The sequence below is a fragment of the Streptomyces sp. NPDC085900 genome, assembly GCF_044540925.1.
In the GTDB taxonomy this organism is placed as follows: domain Bacteria; phylum Actinomycetota; class Actinomycetes; order Streptomycetales; family Streptomycetaceae; genus Streptomyces; species Streptomyces gilvifuscus.
The window spans coordinates 107,983-131,637 of record NZ_JBITSP010000016.1 but is presented as its reverse complement, the minus strand read 5'-3'; the positions used below and the strand labels follow the sequence as shown (position 1 = coordinate 131,637).

20 protein-coding genes are annotated in these 23,655 nt (G+C 71.2%); 12 read left to right on the top strand and 8 right to left on the bottom strand.

Annotated features, from left to right (window positions below; translation table 11 throughout):
- Nucleotides 1-58: 58 nt before the first annotated feature.
- Both ACIGDI_RS39010 and ACIGDI_RS39005 read right to left on the bottom strand, forming a co-directional pair.
- Nucleotides 59-3,280, bottom strand: a complete 3,222-nt coding sequence (locus tag ACIGDI_RS39010) for a TIM-barrel domain-containing protein (RefSeq protein WP_399907104.1) — start codon at nucleotides 3,278-3,280, stop codon at nucleotides 59-61.
- A 225-nt stretch (nucleotides 3,281-3,505) separates the two neighbouring features.
- A complete protein-coding gene (locus ACIGDI_RS39005) occupies nucleotides 3,506-4,006 on the bottom strand; it encodes a universal stress protein (RefSeq protein ID WP_399906975.1) in 501 nt (166 codons plus the stop codon).
- A gap of 105 nt (nucleotides 4,007-4,111) precedes the next feature.
- Between ACIGDI_RS39005 and ACIGDI_RS39000 the strand changes: the two genes are divergently transcribed.
- The 3 genes from ACIGDI_RS39000 to ACIGDI_RS38990 all read left to right on the top strand — a co-directional run bounded on the left by ACIGDI_RS39000 (nucleotide 4,112) and on the right by ACIGDI_RS38990 (nucleotide 6,464).
- The gene (locus ACIGDI_RS39000) at nucleotides 4,112-5,020 is read left to right on the top strand and encodes a phosphorothioated DNA-binding restriction endonuclease (RefSeq protein WP_399906973.1); all 909 of its coding nucleotides are present in this window, start codon (nucleotides 4,112-4,114) and stop codon (nucleotides 5,018-5,020) included.
- 176 nt (nucleotides 5,021-5,196) lie between these two features.
- Nucleotides 5,197-5,694, top strand: coding sequence for an inorganic diphosphatase (locus tag ACIGDI_RS38995; protein ID WP_399906971.1), 498 nt, complete (start codon nucleotides 5,197-5,199; stop codon nucleotides 5,692-5,694).
- On the top strand, nucleotides 5,691-6,464 hold the full coding sequence (locus ACIGDI_RS38990) for a 2,3-diphosphoglycerate-dependent phosphoglycerate mutase (protein ID WP_399906969.1): 774 nt from the start codon (nucleotides 5,691-5,693) through the stop codon (nucleotides 6,462-6,464). Before ACIGDI_RS38995 ends, ACIGDI_RS38990 begins: the two co-directional genes overlap by 4 nt.
- 85 nt (nucleotides 6,465-6,549) lie before the next feature.
- Here ACIGDI_RS38990 and ACIGDI_RS38985 read toward each other — a convergent pair whose 3' ends face one another.
- Nucleotides 6,550-9,189, bottom strand: a complete 2,640-nt coding sequence (locus ACIGDI_RS38985) for a glycosyl hydrolase (protein WP_399906967.1) — start codon at nucleotides 9,187-9,189, stop codon at nucleotides 6,550-6,552.
- A gap of 189 nt (nucleotides 9,190-9,378) precedes the next feature.
- On the bottom strand, nucleotides 9,379-12,705 hold the full coding sequence (locus tag ACIGDI_RS38980; RefSeq protein WP_399906965.1) for a lectin: 3,327 nt from the start codon (nucleotides 12,703-12,705) through the stop codon (nucleotides 9,379-9,381).
- Nucleotides 12,706-13,098: 393 nt separating this feature from the next.
- Here ACIGDI_RS38980 and ACIGDI_RS38975 point away from each other — a divergent pair, with 393 nt between their 5' ends.
- Entirely contained in the window at nucleotides 13,099-13,539 is a 441-nt protein-coding gene (locus ACIGDI_RS38975; RefSeq protein ID WP_399906964.1) for a VOC family protein, read from the top strand.
- A 51-nt stretch (nucleotides 13,540-13,590) separates the two neighbouring features.
- A complete protein-coding gene (locus ACIGDI_RS38970; protein ID WP_399906962.1) occupies nucleotides 13,591-14,091 on the top strand; it encodes a GNAT family N-acetyltransferase in 501 nt (166 codons plus the stop codon).
- Nucleotides 14,092-14,207: 116 nt separating this feature from the next.
- On the opposite strand, the gene ACIGDI_RS38965 is transcribed toward ACIGDI_RS38970, so the two are convergent.
- Complete coding sequence (locus ACIGDI_RS38965) at nucleotides 14,208-15,047, bottom strand: SigB/SigF/SigG family RNA polymerase sigma factor (protein WP_399906960.1); 840 nt, start codon at nucleotides 15,045-15,047, stop codon at nucleotides 14,208-14,210.
- A 285-nt stretch (nucleotides 15,048-15,332) separates the two neighbouring features.
- The gene (locus ACIGDI_RS38960; RefSeq protein WP_399906958.1) at nucleotides 15,333-16,220 is read right to left on the bottom strand and encodes an SDR family NAD(P)-dependent oxidoreductase; all 888 of its coding nucleotides are present in this window, start codon (nucleotides 16,218-16,220) and stop codon (nucleotides 15,333-15,335) included.
- A 71-nt stretch (nucleotides 16,221-16,291) separates the two neighbouring features.
- Between ACIGDI_RS38960 and ACIGDI_RS38955 the strand changes: the two genes are divergently transcribed.
- Nucleotides 16,292-17,233 carry a LysR family transcriptional regulator gene (locus ACIGDI_RS38955; protein ID WP_399906956.1) on the top strand — a complete coding sequence of 314 codons (942 nt, stop codon included), beginning with the start codon at nucleotides 16,292-16,294 and terminating at the stop codon, nucleotides 17,231-17,233.
- Nucleotides 17,234-17,266: 33 nt separating this feature from the next.
- On the opposite strand, the gene ACIGDI_RS38950 is transcribed toward ACIGDI_RS38955, so the two are convergent.
- The gene (locus ACIGDI_RS38950) at nucleotides 17,267-18,010 is read right to left on the bottom strand and encodes a TetR/AcrR family transcriptional regulator (protein ID WP_234490601.1); all 744 of its coding nucleotides are present in this window, start codon (nucleotides 18,008-18,010) and stop codon (nucleotides 17,267-17,269) included.
- 305 nt (nucleotides 18,011-18,315) lie between these two features.
- Here ACIGDI_RS38950 and ACIGDI_RS38945 point away from each other — a divergent pair, with 305 nt between their 5' ends.
- Nucleotides 18,316-18,978, top strand: a complete 663-nt coding sequence (locus tag ACIGDI_RS38945) for a Tat pathway signal sequence domain protein (protein ID WP_399906954.1) — start codon at nucleotides 18,316-18,318, stop codon at nucleotides 18,976-18,978.
- A 108-nt stretch (nucleotides 18,979-19,086) separates the two neighbouring features.
- Here the strand turns inward: ACIGDI_RS38945 and ACIGDI_RS38940 are convergent, their stop codons facing one another.
- Nucleotides 19,087-19,380: a hypothetical protein gene (locus ACIGDI_RS38940; RefSeq protein WP_399906952.1), complete on the bottom strand. Its 294-nt coding sequence runs from the start codon at nucleotides 19,378-19,380 to the stop codon at nucleotides 19,087-19,089.
- A 148-nt stretch (nucleotides 19,381-19,528) separates the two neighbouring features.
- Here ACIGDI_RS38940 and ACIGDI_RS38935 point away from each other — a divergent pair, with 148 nt between their 5' ends.
- The 5 genes from ACIGDI_RS38935 (at nucleotide 19,529) to ACIGDI_RS38915 (ending at nucleotide 23,641) form a co-directional block, all read left to right on the top strand.
- Entirely contained in the window at nucleotides 19,529-20,023 is a 495-nt protein-coding gene (locus ACIGDI_RS38935; protein ID WP_399906950.1) for an SRPBCC family protein, read from the top strand.
- A gap of 1 nt (nucleotide 20,024) precedes the next feature.
- Nucleotides 20,025-21,644 carry a phytoene desaturase family protein gene (locus ACIGDI_RS38930; RefSeq protein WP_399906948.1) on the top strand — a complete coding sequence of 540 codons (1,620 nt, stop codon included), beginning with the start codon at nucleotides 20,025-20,027 and terminating at the stop codon, nucleotides 21,642-21,644.
- A gap of 43 nt (nucleotides 21,645-21,687) precedes the next feature.
- Complete coding sequence (locus ACIGDI_RS38925) at nucleotides 21,688-22,149, top strand: hypothetical protein (RefSeq protein WP_399906946.1); 462 nt, start codon at nucleotides 21,688-21,690, stop codon at nucleotides 22,147-22,149.
- 75 nt (nucleotides 22,150-22,224) lie between these two features.
- Nucleotides 22,225-23,112 carry an SDR family oxidoreductase gene (locus ACIGDI_RS38920; protein ID WP_399906944.1) on the top strand — a complete coding sequence of 296 codons (888 nt, stop codon included), beginning with the start codon at nucleotides 22,225-22,227 and terminating at the stop codon, nucleotides 23,110-23,112.
- A 49-nt stretch (nucleotides 23,113-23,161) separates the two neighbouring features.
- The gene (locus ACIGDI_RS38915) at nucleotides 23,162-23,641 is read left to right on the top strand and encodes an MSMEG_6728 family protein (protein WP_142148564.1); all 480 of its coding nucleotides are present in this window, start codon (nucleotides 23,162-23,164) and stop codon (nucleotides 23,639-23,641) included.
- Nucleotides 23,642-23,655 lie beyond the last annotated feature (14 nt).

Below are 23,655 nucleotides of genomic sequence, written 5' to 3'. Positions count from 1 at the left end.
CCGCCGGTGCCGCGTTCGGCCCGGGGCGGCAACGATCTCGTCGTCGCCGCCGAGTCGACTACCGGAACGTCACCGTCACGGGGCTGTGGACGGAACGCCTGGGGAGGGTGATCGTGAGGGTGCCGGTGGAACTGTTCCAGTGGTAGTCGCGCGGGGTGAGCCGGACGCCGGTCGCGGTGACCTTGGTGGGTGCGTGGGCCGTTCCCAGCAAGGACAGGGTCCATCGGCGGTTCTGCGCCTGGCCGTGAAAGACGCCCGTCGCCGGGGAGATCGTCAGGGTGTGGTTCCGGCCCTTGAGGCCGTAGCGGACGGTCGTCGTGGCCGCGTGTCCCTTCCGCGCGGTGGCTCCGTCGTCCTCGTACAGGCGGTACGAGCCTGACGCGCCGGAGGCGACGGTCAGGGTGACGTCGGTGAGCGGGTTGCGGTCGTTGTCGGTGACGTCATGGGTGCGGGTCGGCAGGACGGTGCCGGCCTTGAGGAACACCGGCATGGTGTCCAGGCCGGTGGTGATGTCCTGGGTGGTGCCGCCCTGGTAGGTCTTGCCGGTGAAGTAGTCGGTCCACTGGCCGGGCGGGAACCACACGGTGGTGGTCGCGGTCGTGCCCGGTGTGGTCACCGGGGCGACCAGGACGTCGGAGCCGTAGAAGTACTCGCTGCCGGCCGTCTCGTAGGCCCGCGCCTCGTCCGGATACTCCAGGTAGGTGGGGCGGACGATCGGCACGCCGGTCCGGTTGGCCTCCTGGGCCAGGCCGTACGTGTAAGGCACCAGGTTCTCGCGGAGGTTGAGGAACTTGTCGGCCGAGTTCCGCGCCTGGGTGCCGTACTGCCAGGGCAGCCGGTCGCTGTGGTTGCTGTGCAGCCGGTCGATGGGCTGGAAGGTGCCGAACTGCACCCAGCGCGCGTACAGGTCGTCGGGGAGTTTGTGCGTGGTGCGGGTCTGCCCGCCGTCGGTGTACGTCTCCGAACCGGTCAGCCCTGTGGTGTCGTTGTGCCCGCCGATGTCGTGCGTGATGGCCGCCATGCCGGTCGCGGCGGACTCCCCCGGCGTGTAGCCGACCTCAAATCTCAGCGTGCCCCAGGTGGAGGCGGTGTCGCCGGTGAAGTGGACGGTGGTGCGCTTGTCCGCCCAGGGTCCGGTCGGCAGCGCCTGCTGGCCGCTGTAGCCGCCGGCCTGCAGCGAACCGTAGGCGCGGGAGAGGACGAACCCGCGGCCGAGGGTCTGGCCGGTGAGGTCGGCGTACTGCTGGTTGATCCAGGCGTCCGGTGTGACCCCTTGCTGCGACGACTGGGAGGCGTCGCAGCACCAGTCCAGCCACCAGAAGTCGTTGCCCTGGTCGTCCATGGTCCGGTGCAGGTCCAGGTATGCCTTGAGCTGGTCGGGGTCGCCGAAGTCGAAGGTGTAGCAGTTGTTCTCCACCGAGGCGGCCCCGGCGCAACCGCCCTTGGTCAGCTTGCCCTTGGCCGTGGCCTGCGCCTGGGCGAACTGGGGGTCGGACGCCAGGATGCTCGGATGCACGTTGAGGGTGTTGTGCAGGCCCTGCGCCGCGGACCAGTCGAAGAACCCCTTCGGGTCGGGGAAGCGGCCCGGGTCCATCTCCCAACCGCTCCAGTTGTTCACGGCCTTGAAGTCGGTGTCGGTCACCAGCACGTCCAGCGGCACGTGTTCGGAGCGGAACGCCGGAAGGATCTTGTTCTCGTAGTCCGCCGCGGTGCGGTCGATGTACTCCGAGTACCACACGCCGTACGCCCACTGCGGCAGCAGCTGCGGCGGTCCGGTCAGGGTGGCCAGGTCGGTCAGTCCCTGCTTGTAGTCGTGTCCGTAGCCGAAGACGTAACCGTCCTGGTAGGGCGCGCCGCCGTGCGAGGGCCGGGGTGTGGCCTTCTTCGACGCGGTGTCGTAGAGCGCCGAGGGGGTGTCGTCCAGGAGGTACCAGCCGTCCCGGTGCAGTAGTCCGGGGGTGGTGACCGGGGCGCGGTCGTCGCCGTTCACGCCGTCCAGCCCGCGACGGTAGCCGCCGAGCGCGAGGTGGGGTGCGGGCGCGGGCTGCTGCGGTGCGGTCACGGAGACGGTGTCGAGGTTGACGTGACAGCTCGCGGTTTCGGGACAGTCCAGCGTGAGGTCGTCCTCGCCCGCCTTCAGGGCGATGGGCACGGAGGCGGTCTGCCAGTCGTCCCAGCCGGCCGTCGCGGGCAGGGACAGGGTCGCGGTGGCCCCGCCGGAGGAGACGGCGGCGGTACGGGTCTGGTGGAGACCGTCGCTTCCGGTGCCGTTGGCGTAGCGCACGCGCAGGGTGTACGTGCCGTCGGCCGGGACGCCGACCAGGTGGGTCGTCAGGCTCGATCCCTTGTCGAGCTCCGCGACGAACCCGTTGCCCGCGTATCCCGTGTGGTCGGTGGCGGTGACGGCGGTACCGCCGATCCGCCCGGCTTCCGCCTCGCAGCTGGTGTCCACGGGGCAGTCGGTGATCGCCGTGCTGGAGACGGGCGGGTAGGGGGCACCGGGCCGGACCAGGGCGACGCTGTCGACATTGACGTCACCGCTGTCCGAGGCGGTCCGGGTCAGGGCGATCGTGTGGTGGCCCGCGGTGAGGTCCAGGCGCGCCGTTGCCAGCTTCCAGGTGTCCCAGTCGGCCGTGGTCGGCAGGGACACCGTCTGCGGAGCGCCGCCGTCCACCGAGAGGGTCAGTGTGCGGGTGCGGGTCTGGCCGTCCCCGCCACGGGAGTTGGCGTACCGCAGGTCGAACTCGTAGGCACCGGAGGTCTTGACATCGATGTCAGCGGATGCCGAGCTGCCCGTGCCCTCGAATCCCGCGGCGAAGCCGGTGCCGGTGTGGCCGGTGTGGTCCGAGGCCACGGACAGACCGTTCAGTTGCAGGTTCTCCGCCTCGCACAGCGCGCCGACTTGGCAGGTCAGCCGCTGCCAGGGAGCGGCGGTCACCGGCGTGCCGCCCGCCGCCAGACGCAGCGACAGGTTGCGGGCGTTGAACGCCCCCGAACCGACCTGGTAGCGCAGGGTCAGCGCACTGGTCCTGATGGTCAGCCAGCCGCCGGACGTCGTGGCCGTGTAGGCGGCCGGGGTGAAGGCGTCGCGGCCGATCGCGTTGAACGTCCGGGCGTCGGTGAACGTGCCGTCCCCGGCGTACTCGGTGCGGATCAGCGTCGGCGAGAGGATCTCGAACCGCGCGTCCCCCGAGGTGACCGTGGGGATGCGGGCGGCGTGCGAGCCTCCTGCCGACGCCGTCCCCGCACCCGTCAACGCCGTCGCGGCGGCGACCGCCATGGCGGTGACCGCGCCGAGCCGCCGCCGTACGGATCTGAGCCGCCGCCTCTTCGATACGGCTGTCATGTCAACTCCCCTTCCCTGCAACGCTGTCTCGTTCCCGGGTCGTTGGAACTACACGAGTGGCGTGAGAGTACGTCCTGGGCAGGGGTGCCGATAAGAGGCTGTACAACGTTGTCATGGCAGAGTCTGTGGAAGGGGGGCCCGACCCGCGACATCCAGGGGCTACTGATGGTGTGGGGGATGCGGGGGCGGGGGCGGGATGGTGGCCAGGTCGGGTGCGGATTCGGGCCAGACCAGAAGGACGGGGCACGGGGCGTGGTCGACGACGAAGCGGCTGGCCGGGCCGAGGCTGTGCGGGCCGAGGTGGGTGCGGTCGCCGTCGCGGGCAAGGATGAGCAGGTCGGCGTCCTCGGCCGCGGCGACGACCTCGCGTTCGACGCGGCCGGTCCGCTCGGTGCGGGTGCAGCGCCGGTCGAGGCGATCGGCGGCGGCCCGCAGGAGCTGCTCGGCCGAGGCGGCGGCGAGGTGTTCGACGCGGGTGCCCGGATCCCGTTCGCGGTGGCCGCGGCCGAGCAGCCCGGCGAAGGCGCCGTGCGCCACTTCCGGCAGGTCGGACGGGGTGACGTGCAGCAGCACGACGTCGGCGTCCGCCGCGGCGTGACGACGCGCGGCGTCCACACACGCGGGCCAGGTGCCCTCGACGACCCAGACGACAACGGCCATTCGGTCAGCCTCCCTCACAGCTCGGCCAGTGAACACCACACTGCCATCGACGGGCCCTGGCTCGCCGACACGGCATACGGGCAGAGCCCACTACGATCATCCGCCATGGACTGGCTCGAGCGCACCGCCAAGCTGAGGCAGTGGACCAGAAGCGGCACCCGTGCCCCGCACAAGCCCCTGCTTCTGCTGTACGCCCTCGGACGGTTCCAGCACGGCGCCGACGCCGCACTGCGCTACACCGCGGTGGAGGAGGACCTGCAGCGGCTGCTGACCGAGTTCGGCCCACCCCGCAGGACCTCGCCCGCCTACCCCTTCCACCACCTGGTCAACGACGGCGTGTGGGAGGTGCGGACCGACCGCGGGCCCGGCAGTCCCGGAAGCGGTGTGCGGGACCTGCGGGAGACCGGTGCCGCCGGGCGGCTGGCGCCGGACCTCAGAGCGGAACTGCGGCGCGACCCTTCGTTGCTGGGCAGGATGGCGCGGCTGCTGCTCGACCTGCACTTTCCTCCCTCCCTGCACGACGATCTGTGCGAAGCGGTGGGCCTGGAGCCGGAGTTGGCGGAGACGGAACGGATGTCGAGCGTGCCCAGGCAGCGGGACCGGCGCATGCGCGAGCTGGTGCTGACCGCGTACGAGTACCGGTGTGCGTTCTGCGGATACGACGGCCGGATCGGCGCCGTACCCGTCGGGCTGGAGGCCGCGCATGTGCGCTGGTGGGCGTTCGACGGCCCGGACGACGTGGACAACGGGCTGTGCCTGTGCTCGCTGCACCACAAGCTCTTCGACAAGGGCGTGCTCGGCATAGGCGACGGCCACCGCATCCTCGTCTCGCAACGCTTCGTCGGCCACAGTCCCGCCGCCCACACTCACGTCACGGCTCTCGCGGGCCGCCCGCTCGTCGGCCCGCAGCCGGGTGCGCCCTCGGTCGCGGACGGCCATCGCGCCTGGCACACCACCGAGGTCTTGCAGGGCTCCCCGCGCCCGGACGGAGCCCCCGCACCGGCCCGGCCCTGACCGCCCCGTCGGTCTGCCCCGTCCGGCCCCTGTCGGTCGGCGGCCGGACGACGTCCAATTGACTGAGGATGCCGGCCCGCGGGCGCCGACCAGGAGTGGATATCCGGGTAACCGGAGAGGAGGGTGAACGACAGCCGCCCCGGCCCGCATCACACCGACAACGCAAGGAGACCGCCGTGGAGTTCGATGTGACCGTGGAGATCCCGCAGGGTTCCCGCAACAAGTACGAGATGGACCACACCCTGCACCGCATCCGCCTGGACCGCATGCTGTTCACCTCCACGCAGTACCCGGCGGACTACGGCTACATCGACGGCACCCTCGGCGGCGACGGCGACCCGCTCGACGCCCTCGTGCTGACCGGCGACCCCACCTTCCCCGGCTGCACCATCGAGTGCCGGGCCGTGGGCATGTTCGTCATGAAGGACGAACACGGGCCGGACGAGAAGGTGTTGTGCGTCCCCGCCCACGACCCCCGCTACGCCGACGTGCAGGACATCACCGACATCCCCGAGTTCGACCGGCTGGAGTTCACCCACTTCTTCGAGGTCTACAAGGACCTCGAACCCGGCAAGGACGTCGAGGGATCCCACTGGGAGGGCCGCGAGGAGGCGTACGCGGAGATCGCCGCCTCCCGCGAACGCGCCGCACAAGCAGCGGTCGAGGGCGCGTGAGCCGCTTTGCCGACCCGCCGTCCTGCGGCACCCTGATCCTGCTGCGGCACGGACAGAGCGAGGCCAACGCCGCCGGTGTCTTCGGCGGCTGGGCGGACTTCCGGCTCAGTCCGCACGGCGAGGAGCAGGCCGCCGACGCGGCCCGGCTGATCGCCGACGCCGGGCTCCTGCCGGACGCGGTGCACACATCGCTCCTGCACCGCTCCATCCGCACCGCGCAGATCGTCGCCGACCGCCTCGACCGCTCCTGGATACCGGTGCGGCGCACCTGGCGGCTCAACGAACGTCAGTACGGCGCCCTGACCGGGCAGAGCAAGCGACACATGCGCCGGGACGCCGGCGCCGACCTCTACGAGCGCTGGCGCCGCTCCCTGCACGCGGTTCCACCTCCGCTGTCCGAGGACCGGCTGGCCCTGGTGCGCGCCGATCCGCGGTATGCCGCCCTGCCGGGCGAGGCCATCCCGCCCGTGGAGAGCTTCGCCGACCTCCTCGCCCGGGTGAAGCCGTACTGGAGCGACGTACTGGCGCCCGGGCTCGCGCGAGGTGCCACGCTGCTGGTCGCCGCTCACGGCAACTCCCTGCGCGCCCTCGTCACCCTCCTGGACCGGCTCGGCGAACCGGCCGTCCGCGCGCTCAACATCCCCACCGCGGAACCGCTCGTCTACCGCCTCGACCCCGACTTGCGGCCCCTCTCACCGGGCGGCTCCTACCTCGCCCCGGAGCGGGCCCGCGCCGCCGCGGCGGCGGTCGCCGCCGAGGGCCACACCTGACAGCCGGTGCTTCGGTTCCGCGCCTCGCAAGCAAGGGAGCGGTGACCCGAAAACGGGTCACCGCTCCCTCATGACGTCTGCGAGGTCAGTCGCAGTCGCGGACCTTGATGGTGTAGATGCCGCGGCCGTGGGAGGCCGCGTACAGGGTGCGGCCGTCGGGGCTCAGCTTCAGCTGGAGCACGGCGACGGCCGGGAGCGAGCCCATCCGCTGCCACCGGGTGTGGCCCGGCGCTCGGTAGACGACGCCGAGGTCGGTGGCGACGGCGAGGCCGCCGTTCGGCAGGACGACCGCCGAGTCGGTCGGCACGTCGGGGAGGTCGGCCGAGATGTCCTTCCAGGTCGTGCCGCCGTCGGTGGACTCGAAGACGTGGCCGACGCCCGCGCCGGGGCCCTCGGTCCAGTGCCGGGAGAAGCCGTTGACGGCAAGGAAGACGTGGTCGGCGTTCTTCGGATCGACGGCGAAACCGCTCAGGTAGCGGTTGGGTACGGTCCCGTCTGCCGGCAGGGTGATGTCGTGCCAGCCGGTGCCGTCCGCGTTGCCGACGGAGATGCCGCGGGCGAAGCCCTGGTTGTTGCAGGGGCCGCACCAGGCCGCGTAGACCTTGCCGCCCGAGGCGGCGACGGCGGTGGCGGTGCGGCCGGCGCCGAGGTCGTACACGCTCTTCCACTCGGAGCCGCTGCGGATGGCGTAGCCGTGGGTCTGCACCCAGATGTGACGGCCGCCCGCGACCCAGGTGTCGCTGTCCTTCAGATCCGCCGCGAGCGGGGCGATGAAGCGGGCCTCGCTGGTGGCGTTGTCGGCGGGGGCGACGTTGTACGAGGTCGCCTTGGCGGGGTCGGTGGTCCAACCGCCGTCGTTCACGGCGCAGTTCTGGGTGATCTGGACGGCGAGGTAGACGTACTCCTCGGCGATGTCGCAGCCGTTGGCGGGGTCGGTGAGCGTGTCGCCGCCGTCCCCGCCGAAGTTGGAGCCCATCACGGTGTCGTTGCCGCGCAGGACGGACTGCCCGTTGTCCTGCAGGCCGCCGGTGACGGAGACGCCGCCGTGGTCGAGGTCCTTGCCGACGCCGACCGAGTAGTACTGCAGGGCGTCGATGGTGCCGTCGTTCAGGGAGGTCCAGTCGGTCGCGTGGCCTGAGGCGTCCTGGGAACCGTCGACCGGACGCCGGTAGACGCCGCCGTCGTTGCCGACGTACACGAAGCTCTTGCCGTGGTAGCGGCCGATGGCGACGCCGTGCTGGTCGGAGTGGGTGGTCTGGTTGCAGTCACCGGTCTGCTTGGCCGGGTCGATGCTCCAGCAGGAGAAGCCGAAGTTCCAGTACGGTCCGACGGTCGACCAGGTGCTGCCGCCGTCCTTCGACTCGTAGACCTCCTCCAGGCCCGCGTACACGTGCTTGGGGTTCGCCGGGTCGACGGTCAGGAACTGGTTGTACCAGGCCTGCACGCCCGGCATGTATCCGCTGGAGGTCAACGCCGAGCCGTCGGCCGCCAGTTGCTTGTAGTCGGCGACCTTCGTCCAGGGTCCGAACGGCGAGGCGGCGCTGTAGATGCCCTCCAGGCCGCTGTCCGGGTTGGACGCCATCTGCTCGGGCGACTGGTCGATGGCGTAGTAGCGGGAGTCGTCGGCGGCGTGGGCGAAGGTGACCGTGCCGACGTTGTCCGCGTCGGTCGGCAGATCGCCGAAGCCGCTCGTGATCCGCGTCCAGGTGCCCTTGGCGCCCTTGGTGTAGAAGCCGTTGTAGTCGTCGCCGCTGCGCCAGCCGACCGCGAGGATCACCTTCGAGGGGTCCTTGGGGTCGACGGCGATGTCATTGGTGATGTTCTTGTACGCGGCCGAGTCGTCGTCCGCCTTCGAACCGCCCGGCAGGTAGTCGGGGTTGGGAGCGAACTCCAGCTTCCAGGCGCCGGTCAGCTTCTTCGTGGAGTGGCTCCACACGCCCTCGCTGGTCGCCGCCCACACCTTGCCGCCGCCGAACCGGAGTTGGCGGACGGTGGTGGACTCCAGTTCGTCGCCGCCGACCCGGCTGCGGGCGGAGAAGGTGCCGTGGTGCGGGTGGGAGAGGACGTACACACCGCTGCCGAGGTAGGCGTCGGCATTGGTGTTCGCCTCGCCGGTGCCCAACCACAGCCGCCCGGCGCCGTCCAGGGCGAGGGCGCCGGTCGACTGGGAGGGCAGCTTGTCGCTGATGGGCTTCCAGTTGCCGCCGCCCCGCTTGGAGCGCCATACGCCACCGCCGGCGCTGCCCGCGTACACGTATCCGTCGTCGTCCGCGGCCATCGCCGCCATGCGGCCGGTGACGTTGCCCGAGCCGCCGCTGGAGTTGGAGTCGATGTCCCGGTAGCGGGAGTCGTCGGAGTTGTAGGGCAGGTCGGTGATGTTGCGCCAACTGCCGCCGGTTCTGGGCAGCTTGGTGAGGCTGCGCCACGCGGCGCCGTAGGCACCGGGGGCGACGACGCCCGGCGAGGTGCGGGCCTCGGCGTACTGGTCGGCGCCCTCGGCGATCTCGTCCGCCTCGTTGCCGCCGTCTCCGTCCTCGGCCTTCGCCTTCGGACTCGTCGTCCCCGCCGGGTGGGCGCGTTGGGCGGCGAGCCGGTCGAGCGCACGGACCCCGAAGGGGTTGCCGTGTCCGCCTGGCGCGGCGCTCGCGGGTATCGCGACGAGGCCGGCGGATGCGGTGATGGCGCAGATCGTGAGCCATCGTCTTCTACGGGTCGGTGCTGGCACCAGGTCCTCCCAAACGGACATCGAATAGCCGTCGGCTGAGACCCGATCATGGAAGGGAGGGCGCGGACGACGGCTTGGCGAGTCTTTGACCAGAACCTGTCACTGCATGGTGGTTCACGGGTGTGCACGCCCGCCCTTCGGCGGACGTGCACTGACCAACTGACCATACGTCGACGGGTTCGTGGGCCCCTACTGTCCGAAGCCGTAGGCGAACAGGTGGTCGGTGCCCGTGGAGCCCGTCACCGGCAGGGTGACCGATGCCACCTGCTTGGACGAGTCCAGCGGGACCTTCGTGGCGAAGACGTAGGTCTTGACGTTGTTCCGGCCGCCGTCACCGGTGTCGCGGTAGGCGGTCGTGACGGCCGTCGTGTTCGCCGGGAGCGGCTTGCTGGATCCGCCGTTGAGCGTCCAGTCGGAGAAGCCGACCGTCGCCTTGGCGGTGGTGCCGTCGGTGTAGGTGACGGTCACCGTGCCCGAGACGCCGCTGCCGTCGGTGGGCGCGTTGGTCGCCGCGCCCAGCAGGCCGAGCGACGCCCCCGATGTGCCGGCCGGCATCCGGATGGTCTGGCCGGCCATCTCCAGGTTGTCCAGCTGACCGGCTGTCACCTTCGGCCACTCGTAGGAGATGCCGTCGGCCGTGACGGTCGAGCCGCTCGTGACGCCCGCCGCCGCCAGCGCGTTCTGCGAGAACGCCCAGCCGCCGTTGTCGAAGCCGCCCGAGAAGGTGGCCCCGTCGGGGTAGATGCCCTCGTTGGTGTCGTACGGCCACAGCGCACCGGCCTTGGCCACCGCCACGCGGAGAACGGCCCCGCTCAGCGTCGCGCCGGTGCTGTGGTCGAACAGCGCGAAGGTGACCGGGTAGGTTCCCTCGCTCGCGCCCGCCGTCACCTTGAACGCGGCCTCGGCGCTGCCCGAGGCGGGCACCGTCAGGGAGCCGGACGACGTGTCCAGCGTGACGCCCGAGGGCGCGGTGGCCTTCCAGTCGACCGTGACCGGCTTGCCGCCGAGGTTGGTCACGTCGAGGGTGGCGTCGCCGGACGCGCCGGGCTCGAGCACCAGACCGTCGCTCGACGGGCCGGTGGCGGCCAGCACCCTGCCGCCGCCCGTGGTGTCCGACGGCGGCACCGCCGACGGGCCGGACGCCCAAGAGGTGTTGGCCTGGGTGCCCAGCGTGAAGTCGAGGCTGCCGGCTCCCGAAAGTTGCCGGTACGTCAGCCACGAGGCGTTCCACGCCTTGCCCTTGACGTCGAGCGACTGCACGTAGGGCGCGTCGGCCGCGGCCTGAGGCGCGTTGATCCGCACCGTCTTGCCGCCCCCGGCGGTCACCTGGGCCACCGGGAACACGGGGCTGCCGAGCGCCAGGGTGTCGGTGCCCGGGGTCTCGGGATACATGCCGAGCTCGGACCAGACGTACCAGGAACTCATCGCGCCGAGGTCGTCGTTGCCGAAGGAGCCGACCGGGGCATTGAAGTACAGGTCCTGCTGGGCGGCGCGGACGGCCGCCTGGGTCTTCCACGGCTGGCCGGTGTAGTCGTACTCCCAGGGGATCTCGACGCTGGGCTCGTTGCTCAGGTCGGCGTCGGTGTTGCCGGGGTGGGTGATGTCGTCGAGCAGGCTGTCCAGGTAGGCCGAGTACGCCTTGGCGCCGCCCCGTGCCTGGATGAGCTGCTGCAGGTTGAAGGGGACCATGGGCGTGTACTGGGCCGAGGTGCCCTCCACGAAGCCGTTGGAGGTGCCGGGGGTGAAGCCGCTCGCGAACTGGCCGTCCTTGTTCCTGGCCTGGAGGTAGCCGGTCTGCGGGTTGAAGACGTTCATCCAGTCCTGTGCGCGGGCGGCGAACTTCTCGTACACGTCCGTCCTGCCGAGGGATTTGGCGAAGGCGGCGAGGGCGTAGTCGGCGGAGTCGTACTCGAGTTGGGTGGAGACGGGGCCGTAGAAGTTGCAGCAGCCGTAGTCGTTCTCGTCGAGGGGGAGGTAGCCCTTGGCGTCGCGTACCGACTCGCCGGGGCGGTCGTTGTTCGGGACGGTGGCCTCGTGCTGGAGGGCGGCGAGCGCCTTGTCCGTGTCGAAGTCCGTCGCGCCGAAGGCGTATGCGTCGGCGATGATGCCGGCGGCCGGGTCGCCGACCATCACGTAGCTCTCGCCGTTGTTCGAGGCCCACTTGGGCAGCAGGCCGGTCTGGTCGTACCCGTTGAGCATCGAGGTGACGACGTCGGCGGCGACCTTGGGCTCGACCATCGCCATCAGCTGGGTCTGGGAGCGGTAGGTGTCCCAGCCGGAGTAGTTGGCGTACTGGGCCTTCTGGCCCTTGGCCAGCTTGTGGACCTGGTTGTCCATGCCCATGTACTGCCCGTTGGCGTCCGAGAAGACGTTGGGGTGCAGCAGGGAGTGGTAGAGCGCGGTGTAGAACTGCACCTGCTGGTCCGGGGTGCCGCCGCCGATCCGCACCTTCTTCAGCACGGCGTTCCAGGCGTCGTGGTTCGCCTGCTCGACGCCGTCGAAGTCCCACTTCTTGATCTCGGTCGCGAGGTTGTTCGCGGCGTTGGCGTCACTCGTGTAGGAGATGCCGACCTTCGCGTTCACCGTGGGGGTGGAGGAGGTCTCGAAGGTCAGGTACATGCCGTTGGCGCCCGTGGTGGGCGGCTGGGCGGCCTTGGCGGAGGGCTGGTGCGCGGTGGCCGCGCTCGGCGCCGGGGACGGCGTACCCGAGCCCTTGTCACCGCTGCCGTGGATCGTCGGGGCCGGCCTCGCCGGGACGGTGAAGTGCTTCTCCTTCCGCGGCGCCGACTTGGACGCCTCGGGGGCGGCCTGGACCTTGCCCGCCTTCAGTGACTTGGCGTCGGGGTTGATGGTGCCGCCGACCCAGGTGCCGCTCGCGGTGAACGGTTGATCGAACTTGACGTCGAAGTGCAGCGTGTACCTGTTGCTCGCCCCGCAGAAGTGACCGCTGTCGATCGCACCGCTGATCTCGTGGTCATTCACCACCTGGACCCGCGTTCCGTCCACCTGCGTGGCACCGCCGCTGAGCTTGAACAGCAGGTTCGCCTGCCGGCCGGCCGGGAAGGTGAAGCGGCCCAGGCCCGCACGGGTGGTGTCGGTCAACTCGGTCTTGACGCCGTTCGCGTCGGTGACCTTGTAGTACCCGGTGCCCGACTGCTCGTCGTCGTGGCCGAAGCCCACGGAGGTGTCGCCGAGACTGCCCGACAGCGCACCGGTCACCGGCAGAACGGGCAGGTCGCCCGCGACGGGGCAGCCGGGTCCCGAGACGTGGGTGAGGCTGAAGCCGGAGATCTTGTTGTCGTTGTATTCGTAGCCGCCGCCGTCGGGGCGGTGGGGGGTCGTGTCGGGGCCCCACTGCACCATGCCGGCCGGCATGTCGGGCCCGGGGAAGGTGTCCACGGCACCTGACGTGCCGATGAGCGGGTTGACGAGGGACGCGGGGTCCTTCACCAGGGCCGGCGTCGTGGTGCCCGCGGCCTGAGCACTGCCCGCCGTCGTGAGCGGCAGGGCGGCCATGCCCAGGACGCAGACCACGGCCAGGCGTTGACGGAGTCTCTTACGGTTGCGTTGTGCGGCTGAACGTCGGGGTCTCACCATCGGTCGCCTCCGCGGCAGTTCGTGCTTCGCACATCAACTGCCGGCGCCCCGAGAACCACGGAGCACCGGCCACAGGCAACGGTCCCGGGTCGCCTCGGCGACGGCCTGACAACGTTGCCATGCACAAGTGTCGAGTGAAACGCCAGTGCTGATGGCGTGTCAACGAGGCGTACGGGGCTTTCTGGGTAAGAAGTTCTTTGCAATCGGCCCGAACAGCCGTCGCCTGAGCCGCGGATGTCGAGGACCCGCCACCGGGCCCGTCCCGGATGCGGAAGCGTCTACGGTGGCCGTGCCACGCGAAGGAGACACGACATGGCGATCCAGCGGATGGACAACGTCCTCATCGTCGTCGACGACATGGACGCGGTCATCGCGTTCTTCGTCGAACTCGGCATGGAACTCGAGGGCAGGGGCCCACTCGACTGGCCGGGCGCGGAACGGGTCATCGGCCTCCAGGACGTCCAGCAGGACATCGCCATGCTGCGCGTCCCGAACGGCCAGGGGCGCGTGGAACTCGCGAGATTCCACCGGCCCAAGCCCATCACCCCCGAGCCGCACGACGCCCCCGCGAACACCCTCGGCCTCCGCCGCGTCATGTTCGCCGTCGACGACATCGAGGACGTCGTCGCCCGCCTGCGGACCCACGGCGCCGAACTCGTGGGCGAGATCGTGCAGTACGAGAACATCTATCGGCTGTGCTACGTGCGCGGCCCCGAGAACATCGTGGTCGGACTGGCTGAGGAGCTCAGCTGAAGGATGACGGTCTCACACAGGTGAGCTCATGCGTCATGTGATGCTGACGGCATGACCGATCACCACGGGGTTTCCGTCGTCCGCTGGCCGGGGCCGGACCCTCTGCCCCAGGACGGGCCGGCGAGGTTGCTGACGGCCTACCATCTGCGGACGCAGGCCGAGAAGGGCGAGGGCGTCGCCGGTGTGGACGAGTTGCCGGAGCGCTACAGGGCCGAAGTGCTGGATCCGCGGGCCGCGTTCGTCGACGATGTCGTGCTGCTGGCGTTGAGCGGGGACGCGGCGGTGGGCTGTCTGGTGCTCACCGCCCCCGTCGACGGACGAGCCGAGCTCAAGAGGCTCTGGACGGACCCGGACCACCGAGGCCTGGGTGTCGCCTCGGGCCTCGTCAGTGCCGCGCTCGCGCATGCCGAGCAAGGCGGGGTCGGCGTGGTGCGGTTGTCGGTGTGGAAGTGGCGTACCGGCGCGATCGCCCTGTACGAGCGGCTCGGCTTCACCGTTTCCGCGTCCTGGGAGGAGAGGGAGCAGCTCGTCTGCATGGAACGCGTCATGTGAGGGGCGGTCGGCACGGTGACCCCATGGGGCTTGAGCTGCGGGCAGCACTGAGCCGGTGAGCGTGGCCGTCCACGCTCACCGGCTCAAAAGCGATCGATCGGTGTGAGCCGTGTGTGTCACTCCACCGTCAGCAGACCGGCGCGCAGCCGCTCCAGCAGGCGGCTCAGCAGCCGTGAGACGTGCATCTGGGAAATGTTCAGGCGCTTGCCGATCTCGGCCTGCGTGCGCTCCTCCACGAAGCGCATGTGCAGGATCAACCGGTCGCGTTCGTCGAGGTCGGCGATCAGCGGCGCCAGGGAGTGGAAGTCCTCGACCAGTTGCAGCGCGTTGTCCTCGTTGCCGATGAAGTCGGCCAGGACGCTCTCGCCGTCCTCGCTGGTGGAGATGGCGGCGTCCAGCGAAGAGGAGGTGTAGCCGTTGGAGGCCAGCCGGGCCTCGATGACCTCCTCCTCCGACAGGCTCATCAGCTGCGACAGCTCCGCCACCGTGGGCGTGCGGCCCAGACGGCTGCTGAGCTCCTCGGTGGCCTGGGCGAGCTGGACCCTGGCCTCCTGCAGACGACGCGGCACGTGGACGGCCCACGAGGTGTCACGGAAGAACCGCTTGATCTCGCCGACGATGTAGGGGATCGAGAAGGAGGTGAACTCCACCTCGCGCGAGACCTCGAACCGGTCGATCGCCTTGATCAGGCCGATCACGCCGACCTGGACGATGTCCTCCATCTCCTGGGGCCCGCGGCTGCGGAACCGGGCGGCCGCGTACCGCACCAGCGAGATGTTCATCTCGATCAGCGTGTTGCGCGCGTACTGGTATTCCGCCGTGCCCTCTTCGAGGGTCGCGAGCCGCGCCAGGAACTGACGGGTCAGCTCGCGGGCGTCCTTCGGGGCGATACGGGAGGCATCGACGCCCTCCGACAGCTGTCCCGTGCCGACTTCCGTGGTCAACGCCGCCGCCATGATGAATGTCTCTCCCTCGTCCTCGATACGGCCGGTCAGCCGCTCGCGCTGCCGAATACCCCGGATTCTCGATGTAACGCAGTTTCGGATGCAGGTTCGCGCCTCTGGCTGAAAATCGCCCTTAGGTTCGAGAACCCGCGCACCCCTGCTCCGCCTTCGAACTGTCCCTGGGTTTGCACCTTTTAAGTAGGCGTGAGGCGTTTCCTCCTTCGTCTTTGCCCGTCTCCTCTTGGCTGAGATACGCCCCCCTCTCCCGACCCGCGAGCCGGCGCGGTCGGGCCGCGCTCAAGGCGTGAGCAGGCGGTCCTGTTCCAGCAGCGGTGCGCCCTCGTACCAGTCGAGGGCCTTGCCGAAGCGGACGAGCTCCCCGTACACGGCGGGATCGACGTGCTCGGTGAAGATCAGGTCGAGCACCGCCCCCGCGGCCCGGGCCGGCGACTGGGCCTGGCTGTAGTCGCTGAACCAGGGGCGGGAGGTGGCGGTGTCGACCATGCCGGGGCACACGGCGGCGATCAGGGTGCCGGTGGCGAGGTCGCCGTCACGGCGTTCGGTGGCGACGGCGCGGACGGCGGCGACCTGGGCGACCTTCGAGGGCACGTTCAACCACACCGGCCAGCCCGCTTCCTGGGCGGTCCCGTCGTGAATGGCGCTGCGCCACGACTCGACCGCCTTCTCGACCTGCTCCAGGCTCGCCCCGTCGAACAGGTGGTGCAGCCGTGGGTCGAGGTGGCCGAGGGTGCCCAGGCTGCTGGCCACGACGAGCAGCCGGCCGCCCGGTCGCAGGAGGGGGCCGAAGGAGCGCAGGATCGCGTGCGTCGCGGTGTTGGAGACGTCGATGAACTCGTCCGCCCGCGCCGCCTGCGACTCCTGCGGCAGCACGCGGGCGACCGCGTTGGAGATCACGACGTCGATCCCTCCGTGGCTGGATCGAAGCTCCTCGGCGAGCCGGCCGATGGCGTCGGTGTCGGTGACGTCGAGGACCCGGCCCTCGACCCGGGCCCGGGTGCCGGGCAGTTCGGCGACCTCTTCGGCGGCGTCCGTCACGCGCTGCCGACTGCGGCCCGTGAGCAGGACCAGGTCGTCGGGGTTCATGCGGGCCGCCAGTCCTTCGACGAGGGCGCGGCCGAGTCCCTGGTTGGCGCCTGTGACGAGGGCGATGCGCGAAGTGTTCATGCCGGCAACGCTAGGAACACCGCATCCATGAGTCCAACGAAACTTCGGCACGCGTGGTATGCGTAAACGTCATGGACTTCAGGGATGTGTCGCTGACCGCGCTGCGCGTCTTCCGTGCCGTCGCCGAGCAGGGGACCTTCACCGCGGCCGCCGTCTCGCTCGGTTACACCCAGTCCGCGGTGTCCCGGCAGATCGCAGCGATCGAACGGGCCGCGGGCGCGGAGTTGCTGGAGCGGCGGCGCGACGGCGTGCGACTGACCTCCGCCGGCCGGGTCGTCATGCGCCGTGCGACGGTGGTGCTGGACGAGATCGACGCGGCCGCGCGCGAGCTGTCCGGCCTGCCCGGGCAGGCCGGGACCGTCCGCCTCGGCTGGTTTCCCAGCGCGGGGGCCGTGCTGGTGCCGCGCGCCCTGGCCGCCCTGCGCCGAACGGACCCCGGCCTTCAGGTGGTCGGCCGGGAGGGCAGCACCCCGGCGCTGGTACGCGCCCTGCGGGCCGGGAGCCTCGACCTCGCGCTGCTCGCCTCGGCGCCGCCGTTCCGGCCGCCGGACGCCGAGTCGCCTCCCCTGGCTCTGCAGACACTCACCGAGCGCGCCCTCCGCCTGGCAGTGCCGGCCACCCATCCCCTGGCCCGCGGCGACTTCGTCGACGTCGGCGATCTGCGCGGCCAGCGGTGGATCACCGGTTCCGCGTCGGGGGAGGACACGTCGATGGGCGTGTGGCCGGGGCTCGACGAGCGGCCCGAGATCGCCCACACCGTGCACGACTGGCTCGCCAGGCTGCAGTTGGTCGCCGCGGGCTGCGGACTGACCACCGTGCCCGCCGTGCTGGCCTCCGTCGCGCCACCGGGCGTCCGCGTCCTGCCCGTCCGCGGCGGTCCCCAGGAGCAGCGGCGTCTGCTCCTGGCCCGTCTCCCCCACCCACCGACCGAGGCGAGCGGCCGGGTGGCGGCAGCCCTCCGGGCGGCGGCCCTCGACGCCGACACCCCGCTGCCGCACTCGCCGCCGTCGTGACGACATCGCGAGCGGGAGCACCCCGCCTTCGGATCAAGCGTCCGGTGTGAGGCAGGACGGCAGCGGGCCGGTGGAGGGCGGCGGGTCGGCCAGGCGGGCGGCGGCGCGTTCCGGGCCGAGGAAGGGAACCAGGACGGAGAAGGTCAGGACGGGCAGGAGAGCCGGCAGGTCGGTGGTTCGGCCTGCGGCGATGTGCCGGTAGATCGCGGAGTAGACACCGCCGACCACCGTGTCGACCACCTCCTGGGTGGGCACGGGCAGCTCGGTCTCGGGCGCGTCGGCGAAGAAGTACCGGAATCGGGCGAGCAGTTCCTCGCGCGCCGCCCGCCCCGCGGGGCCGACCGCGTCTATCTCCACGATGGCCATGGCCGCGAACGCCGGCGCCTCGGCGAGGATGCCGAGCAACGCGCCGAGCCCGGCCCGTACCCGGCCAGGCCAGTCGGGACCCTGGCCGTGGGCTTCCTCCATCGCGTTGAAGACCAGGGAGGTGCCGTGGTGGTGGGCGGCGAGGAAGACGTCCTCCTTGCCCTTGAACAGCTCGTAGAAGACCGGCCTCGTCACGCCCGCCGCCTTGCAGATGTCGCTGACTCTGGTGCCCGCGTAACCGACCTGGGCCACCGTGCGGACGAATCCGTCGAGCAGCCGGTCGCGTTGGTTGGCGGCCACCGCCTCGGCGGAGGCCCTGCGCGGTCCGGGCCGCAGGGAGCGCTGCGGGTCGCGTCCCGTACGCGTTCCTGGCAGCACCAACACAGGTGGCATCGTGGGGCTTTCTGCCATCGCGCACCCTTCTTCCTCACCAACTCGCGTGCACAGCCTTGACGTTGAATACCCGTCAGGTTTACAACCTTCACAGGTTTTCCACTCGGCCGGACCGACGGCGACACGCCACCGGGGCCGTCAGTTTCACGCACCCGCAAGGCCGCAACAAGTGCGCCCGCGTCCCCGACGCCGGGCCGGACACACACCCGCACCGGTCCGCCGCTCCCACCCTCCGGGAACGGCCGTGCGGGGTGCCGCTCCCCCGCCCCGTGGCGGAGCGGCACCCCGCCCCCTTCGCCACCCCCCGTACCAGAGGACCTTCCATGCGCAGACACATGGCTTCCGCCATCCTCGCCACCACCGCCCTGACGACCCTGGCCCTCCTCCCGGCCACCTCGGCCTCGGCGGACGGTTCCGTGCTCACCTACGGCAGCGCCGGCGGCAACGCCGTCTCCGTCGGCGACGTCCTCACCTCTTCGCTCGCCTCCGGCACGAAGGCCACCCTCGCCACCAGCAGCGGCGGCTCCTCCGGCATCAGCTGCACCGGCTCGACCCTCTCGGCCACCGTGACCGACAACCCCGCCGCCCCGGGCACCGCCACCGAGTCCGCGACCTCGCAGACGTTCAGCGGCTGCACCAGCAACGTCTTCGGCGTCACGGGCGTGCGCAGCATCACCGTCAACGGCCTGCCCTACACCACCTCCGCCGCCTCCGACGGCACCGTCACCGTGACCCCCGCCTCAGGCGGCACGATCCAGACCACGGTGGTGCTCTCCACCCTGCTGGGCTCGGTCACCTGCGTCTACCAGGCACCCAGCCTGTCGGCGGTGAGCTCCAACGGCAACAACAGCCTGGCCTTCTCCAACCAGGCGTTCAGCAAGGTGTCCGGATCGGGGCTGTGCGCGGCCAACGGCTACTTCTCCGCGACCTACGCCCCCGTGGTCGACAGCAGCGTCAGCGGCTCCCCGGCCGTCTACACCAACTGAACGTCCGCAAGCCCTCACAGCACCGCCCCGCAGTCGAGCACGACGACTGCGGGGCGGCGGCACGCGCAACCGGGCCCCCAGGAGGGACGACCCGGTTTCCGACGGGGCTCAGGCGCTCGTGTGGCGTATCGCGGGGGCCCGCCGCGGTGCCGCCCGATGTGCCGGCCCGGTCTCACCGTCGCTCTTGAGACCCCGCAGCCATCGGCAGGCCAGCCCCAGCAGGACGGCGAACACGGCCAGGAGCAACAGGGACGTCCACATGGGCCGGCTGCCGGGAGAGACCCACCCGGTCCAGATGCTCGACGCGGCCCACAACACGACGCCCGCCGTGTAGAAGGCCCGCATACGACGCAGCTGCCTCGCAGCCGGCAGCGACGTGAAGTGATCAGTCTGGGATGCCATGCGCCCCGTGTACCCCCGTCCGCGTGATCCACCGGCACGAATCCGATCCGCGGCACGACCCGTCACCTCCGCCGGTTGAGCTCCCCTGATCCAGGGCACCCGGCGATGGCTCTTGCCCCAGTCGGCCGACGAAGCACGGGAGGCACGTGTGGCCATACGCCATCGCCTGATCAAGGTCGCGCCCGAGGTCGTATGGGACCTGCTGTCGGACCCCACCCGGTACGCGGAATGGGTCGTCGGCACCTCCAGCTCCCGCCCCGTCCGCGGTGCGTGGCCGCGGACCGGGGCGGCGATCCGCTACCAGGTCCGCCTGGGACCGATGCTGCTGTCCAACGAGACGACCGTCCGCTTCTGCGACCCCGGCGCCCGCCTCGAACTGGAGGCGTACGCGGGCATCCTCGGCACGGCACGGATCGCGATCGAGCTACGGCCCTGGGGCGAGTACTGCCTGGTGATCGTCGACGAACACCCCTTGCAGGGAGCCGGCGGCACGTGGCACAACTTCGCCTTCGAAGCCCTTATCCAGCTGCGCCATCGCACGATGCTCGCGCGCCTCGCCCGGCTGTGCGAAGAGCGGACCGGCCACGAACGGCCCACCCCCGGCTCGGCACCGGTCGACGCGGTGACGGAAGGCGGGCCGTGACGTGACCGACGCCATTGTGGTCGGTGCCGGCCCCAACGGTCTGGTGGCCGCCAATCTCCTGGCGGACGCCGGCTGGAGCGTGCTGGTGCTGGAGGAACAGCCCGAGCCGGGGGGCGCCGTACGGCACGACCGGGGCGTCGACCCTGCGTTCGTCAACGATCTGTTCAGCTCCTTCTACCCTCTGGCAGCCGCGTCCCCCGTCCTGACCGCCCTCCGGCTGCAGGACCACGGGCTGCGCTGGAGCCACGCGCCCAGCGTGCTGGCCCATCCACTCACCGACGGCCGGTGCGCGGTGCTGGATCGGCGCATCGACGCCACGGCCGCCTCCCTCGACGCCTTCGCGCCGGGCGACGGCGCCGCCTGGCACCGCCTGCACGAGATCTGGGAGCAGGTACGGCCCGATCTGCTGGGCGCGCTGTTCACCCCCTTCCCTCCGATCAAGGCGACGGCCAGGCTCGCGCTCCGGTTGCGGGCCGCGGGCGGGCTGCGCATGGCCCGCACCCTGACACTGCCGGTGCGCCGCATGGGCGAGGAGGAGTTCGAGGGGGAGGGCGGCAGGCTGCTGCTCGCCGGGAACGCGCTGCACGCCGACCTCGCCCCCGAGGCGACCGGCAGCGGAGGCTTCGGCTGGCTGATGGGCATGCTGGGCCAGACCTACGGGTTTCCCGTCCCGGTCGGCGGATCGGGAGCCCTCACCCAGGCCCTGACCAGGCGCCTGGAGGCCGTCGGCGGACAGCTGCGCTGCGGACAGCGCGTCACGTCGATCACCGTCCGCGACGGGCGGGCGGTGGGTGTGCGGACGACCGACGGCCAGACGATCGCGGCCCGCCGGGCGGTCCTCGCGGACGTGTCGGTACCCGCCCTCTACGGCGAGCTCATCGCCCCCGAGCATCTGCCCGACCAGCTCCTGGCCGACCTGCGGCGCTTCCAGTGGGACTTCGCGACCTTCAAGGTCGACTGGGCCCTCGACGGCCCGGTGCCCTGGCAGGCGGAACAGGCGGCACGCGCGGGGACCGTGCACCTGGCCGACGGCATGGACGAACTGACCCGTTTCGCCGCCCAGATCGCCATGCACCAGATCCCGGACCGGCCCTTCCTGCTGTTCGGCCAGATGACCAAGGCCGACGCGTCCCGCTCCCCCAGCGGCACCGAATCGGCCTGGGCCTACACCCACGTACCGCACGAGATCACCGCGGACGCCGGCGACGACGGCATCACCGGGCAGTGGAACGCCACCGACCAGGAACTCATGGCCGACCGGGTCGAGCAGCAGGTCGAACGCTTCGCACCGGGTTTCCGCTCGCTCGTCCGGGCCCGCCGCATCCTGGCCCCGCCCACCCTCCAGGCGCTCGACGGCAACCTGGTCAACGGCGCCATCAACGGCGGTACGACCGCTGTCCACCAGCAGCTCGTCTTCCGGCCCGTGCCCGGCACCGGGCGGCCCGAGACGCCCGTCGCGGGCCTGTACCTCGCCTCCGCGGGGGCCCACCCCGGCGGCGGCGTCCACGGTGCGCCGGGCGCCAACGCCGCACGCGCGGCCCTGCGCCGCCGTCGGTCACCCGGCCTGGCCCGCGCCCAACGCCTGCTGACACAGCGCGACCGCACCGGAGACAAACGCTGACCGGCACCGCGGCGCACACCGCGGCGGCAGACCAGGAGTACGCATGAACCACCACCAGACACCCGCCGACCCGCACCACCGGCGCCCCGACGGCGCCGACGGCGCCGACGACAAGACCGTGGAGGCACTGGCCGCCCTGTCGAAGGCGCTGGAGACGACCGAGCGGGCCAGAGGCCGCCTGTACGACTTCCACCAGCTCACCGGCACGGCCGACTTCCAGTTGGGCGACGCGGTACGGCTGCTGCGGGAGGCCGGCCATCACGAGTGGGCCGAGAAGATCAACAACGAGATCCTGGGACGCAACGTCATCCCCGGGCACTGGACGTTCCAGATCATCGAGGCCTACAACGCCACCTACTACCGCCCCTTCACCGAGCTGGAGGCAGGCGCGAAGGGCGAGCTGGCCGAGCACCGGGACCACGTCTACGAGGCGGAGCTCAAGGAGGAGCGCCGCACCCACGGTCACCCGGACCACACCGCACGACCGCCCCTGCCCCGGGACTGACCCGCATCCGATCCGGGCGCCGGAGGCGAAGCACGTCGAAAGGACGTGCTCGCCCCGAGCCGGAAGGAAGTGCCCATGGCGACGCACAGCAGTCCCCTGTCGGGCCGGACGACAGTGGTGACCGGAGCCGCACGCGGTCTCGGCGCGGCCCTGGCCCGCGAGTTCTCCGCACGGGGCGCCCGGGTCGCCCTGCTGGGCCACGAGAAGGCGGCGCTCGACGCGGTCGCGGCCTCCCTTCCCGGCCCGGCGCTGTCCGTGGAGGCCGACGTCACCGACGTCGACGCGCTCCTGACGGCCGCTCATCGCATCCGCAGCCGGTTCGGACGCCCCTCCGTCGTGGTCGCGAACGCGGGTATCGCCGAGGGCGGCCCGTTCGCCTCCTCGGACCCGGCCACCTGGAGCCGGGTCATCGAGGTCAACCTCGTCGGCAGCGCCCACACCGCGCGGGTCTTCCTGCCCGACCTGGTGGCCACGGCCGGCCACTTCCTGCAGGTGGCCTCCCTGGCGTCGATCGGCGCGGCACCCCTGATGAGCGCCTACTGCGCCTCCAAGTCGGGCGTGGAGGCGTTCGCGCACTCGCTGCGGGCCGAGGTGGCCCACGAGGGGGTCAGTGTCGGCATCGCCTACCTCAACTGGATCGACACCGACATGGTGCGCGACGCCGACCGGCACGCCGTCCTGCGGGAACTGCGGGCCCACATGCCGTCCCCGGCCCGCCGCGTAATGGCGGCGGACGTGGTGGCGGCGCGGCTGGTGCGGTCCGTGGAGCGGCGCCGCACGGCCGTCTACGCCCCCGCCTGGCTGCGTCTGACACAGCCGGTCCGCGCGGCCATGCCGCCGGTGGTGATGCGGCTGTCCCGGCGGGAACTGCCGCGGCTGCAGGAACGGCAGCCCTGGCAGCACACCGGTCCGCTCGGTGCCGGGGGCCAGGCCGACCAGGCCGCGGCCCGCCACACCGCCTGAACACGGCGCTCCCCCCAGCCCGCCGCGAGGACAGCGAGGAACGACGACCATGCAGACGTTCCTGCCCGACCCGGACTTCAGGGCCTCCGCGCTCCTGCTGGACCGCCGCCGCCTGGGCAAGCAGCGCGTCGAGGCCCTGCAGGTGCTGCGGGGGCTGACCGTGCCGGGCTACGGGTGGCGCCGCCACCCGGCCGTGCGGATGTGGACCGGCTACGAGGAGGCGCTGGTCCGCTACGGCCTGGAGATCTGCCGCGTGTGGCGCGAGCAGGGGCACCAGGACAGCTGTGCCGCCTCCCTCGTCGCCGGCCTCGCGGCACACCGCCCCGGAGCGCCGGTGCGTGACCAGGCGGACCTGGCGGCCGGCCACGAGCTGCCGCCCTGGCTCGGCGACGAGGCCTTCCACCGCAGTCACCGCTCGGCCCTCGTCCGTAAGGACCCGGAGGTCTACGCCGGCCTGTTCCCCGGTGTGCCCGACGATCTGCCCTACGTGTGGCCCGCCTCGGACCGCCAGGACGTGCCCGCGAGCTGAGCGGCCGGGCCGCG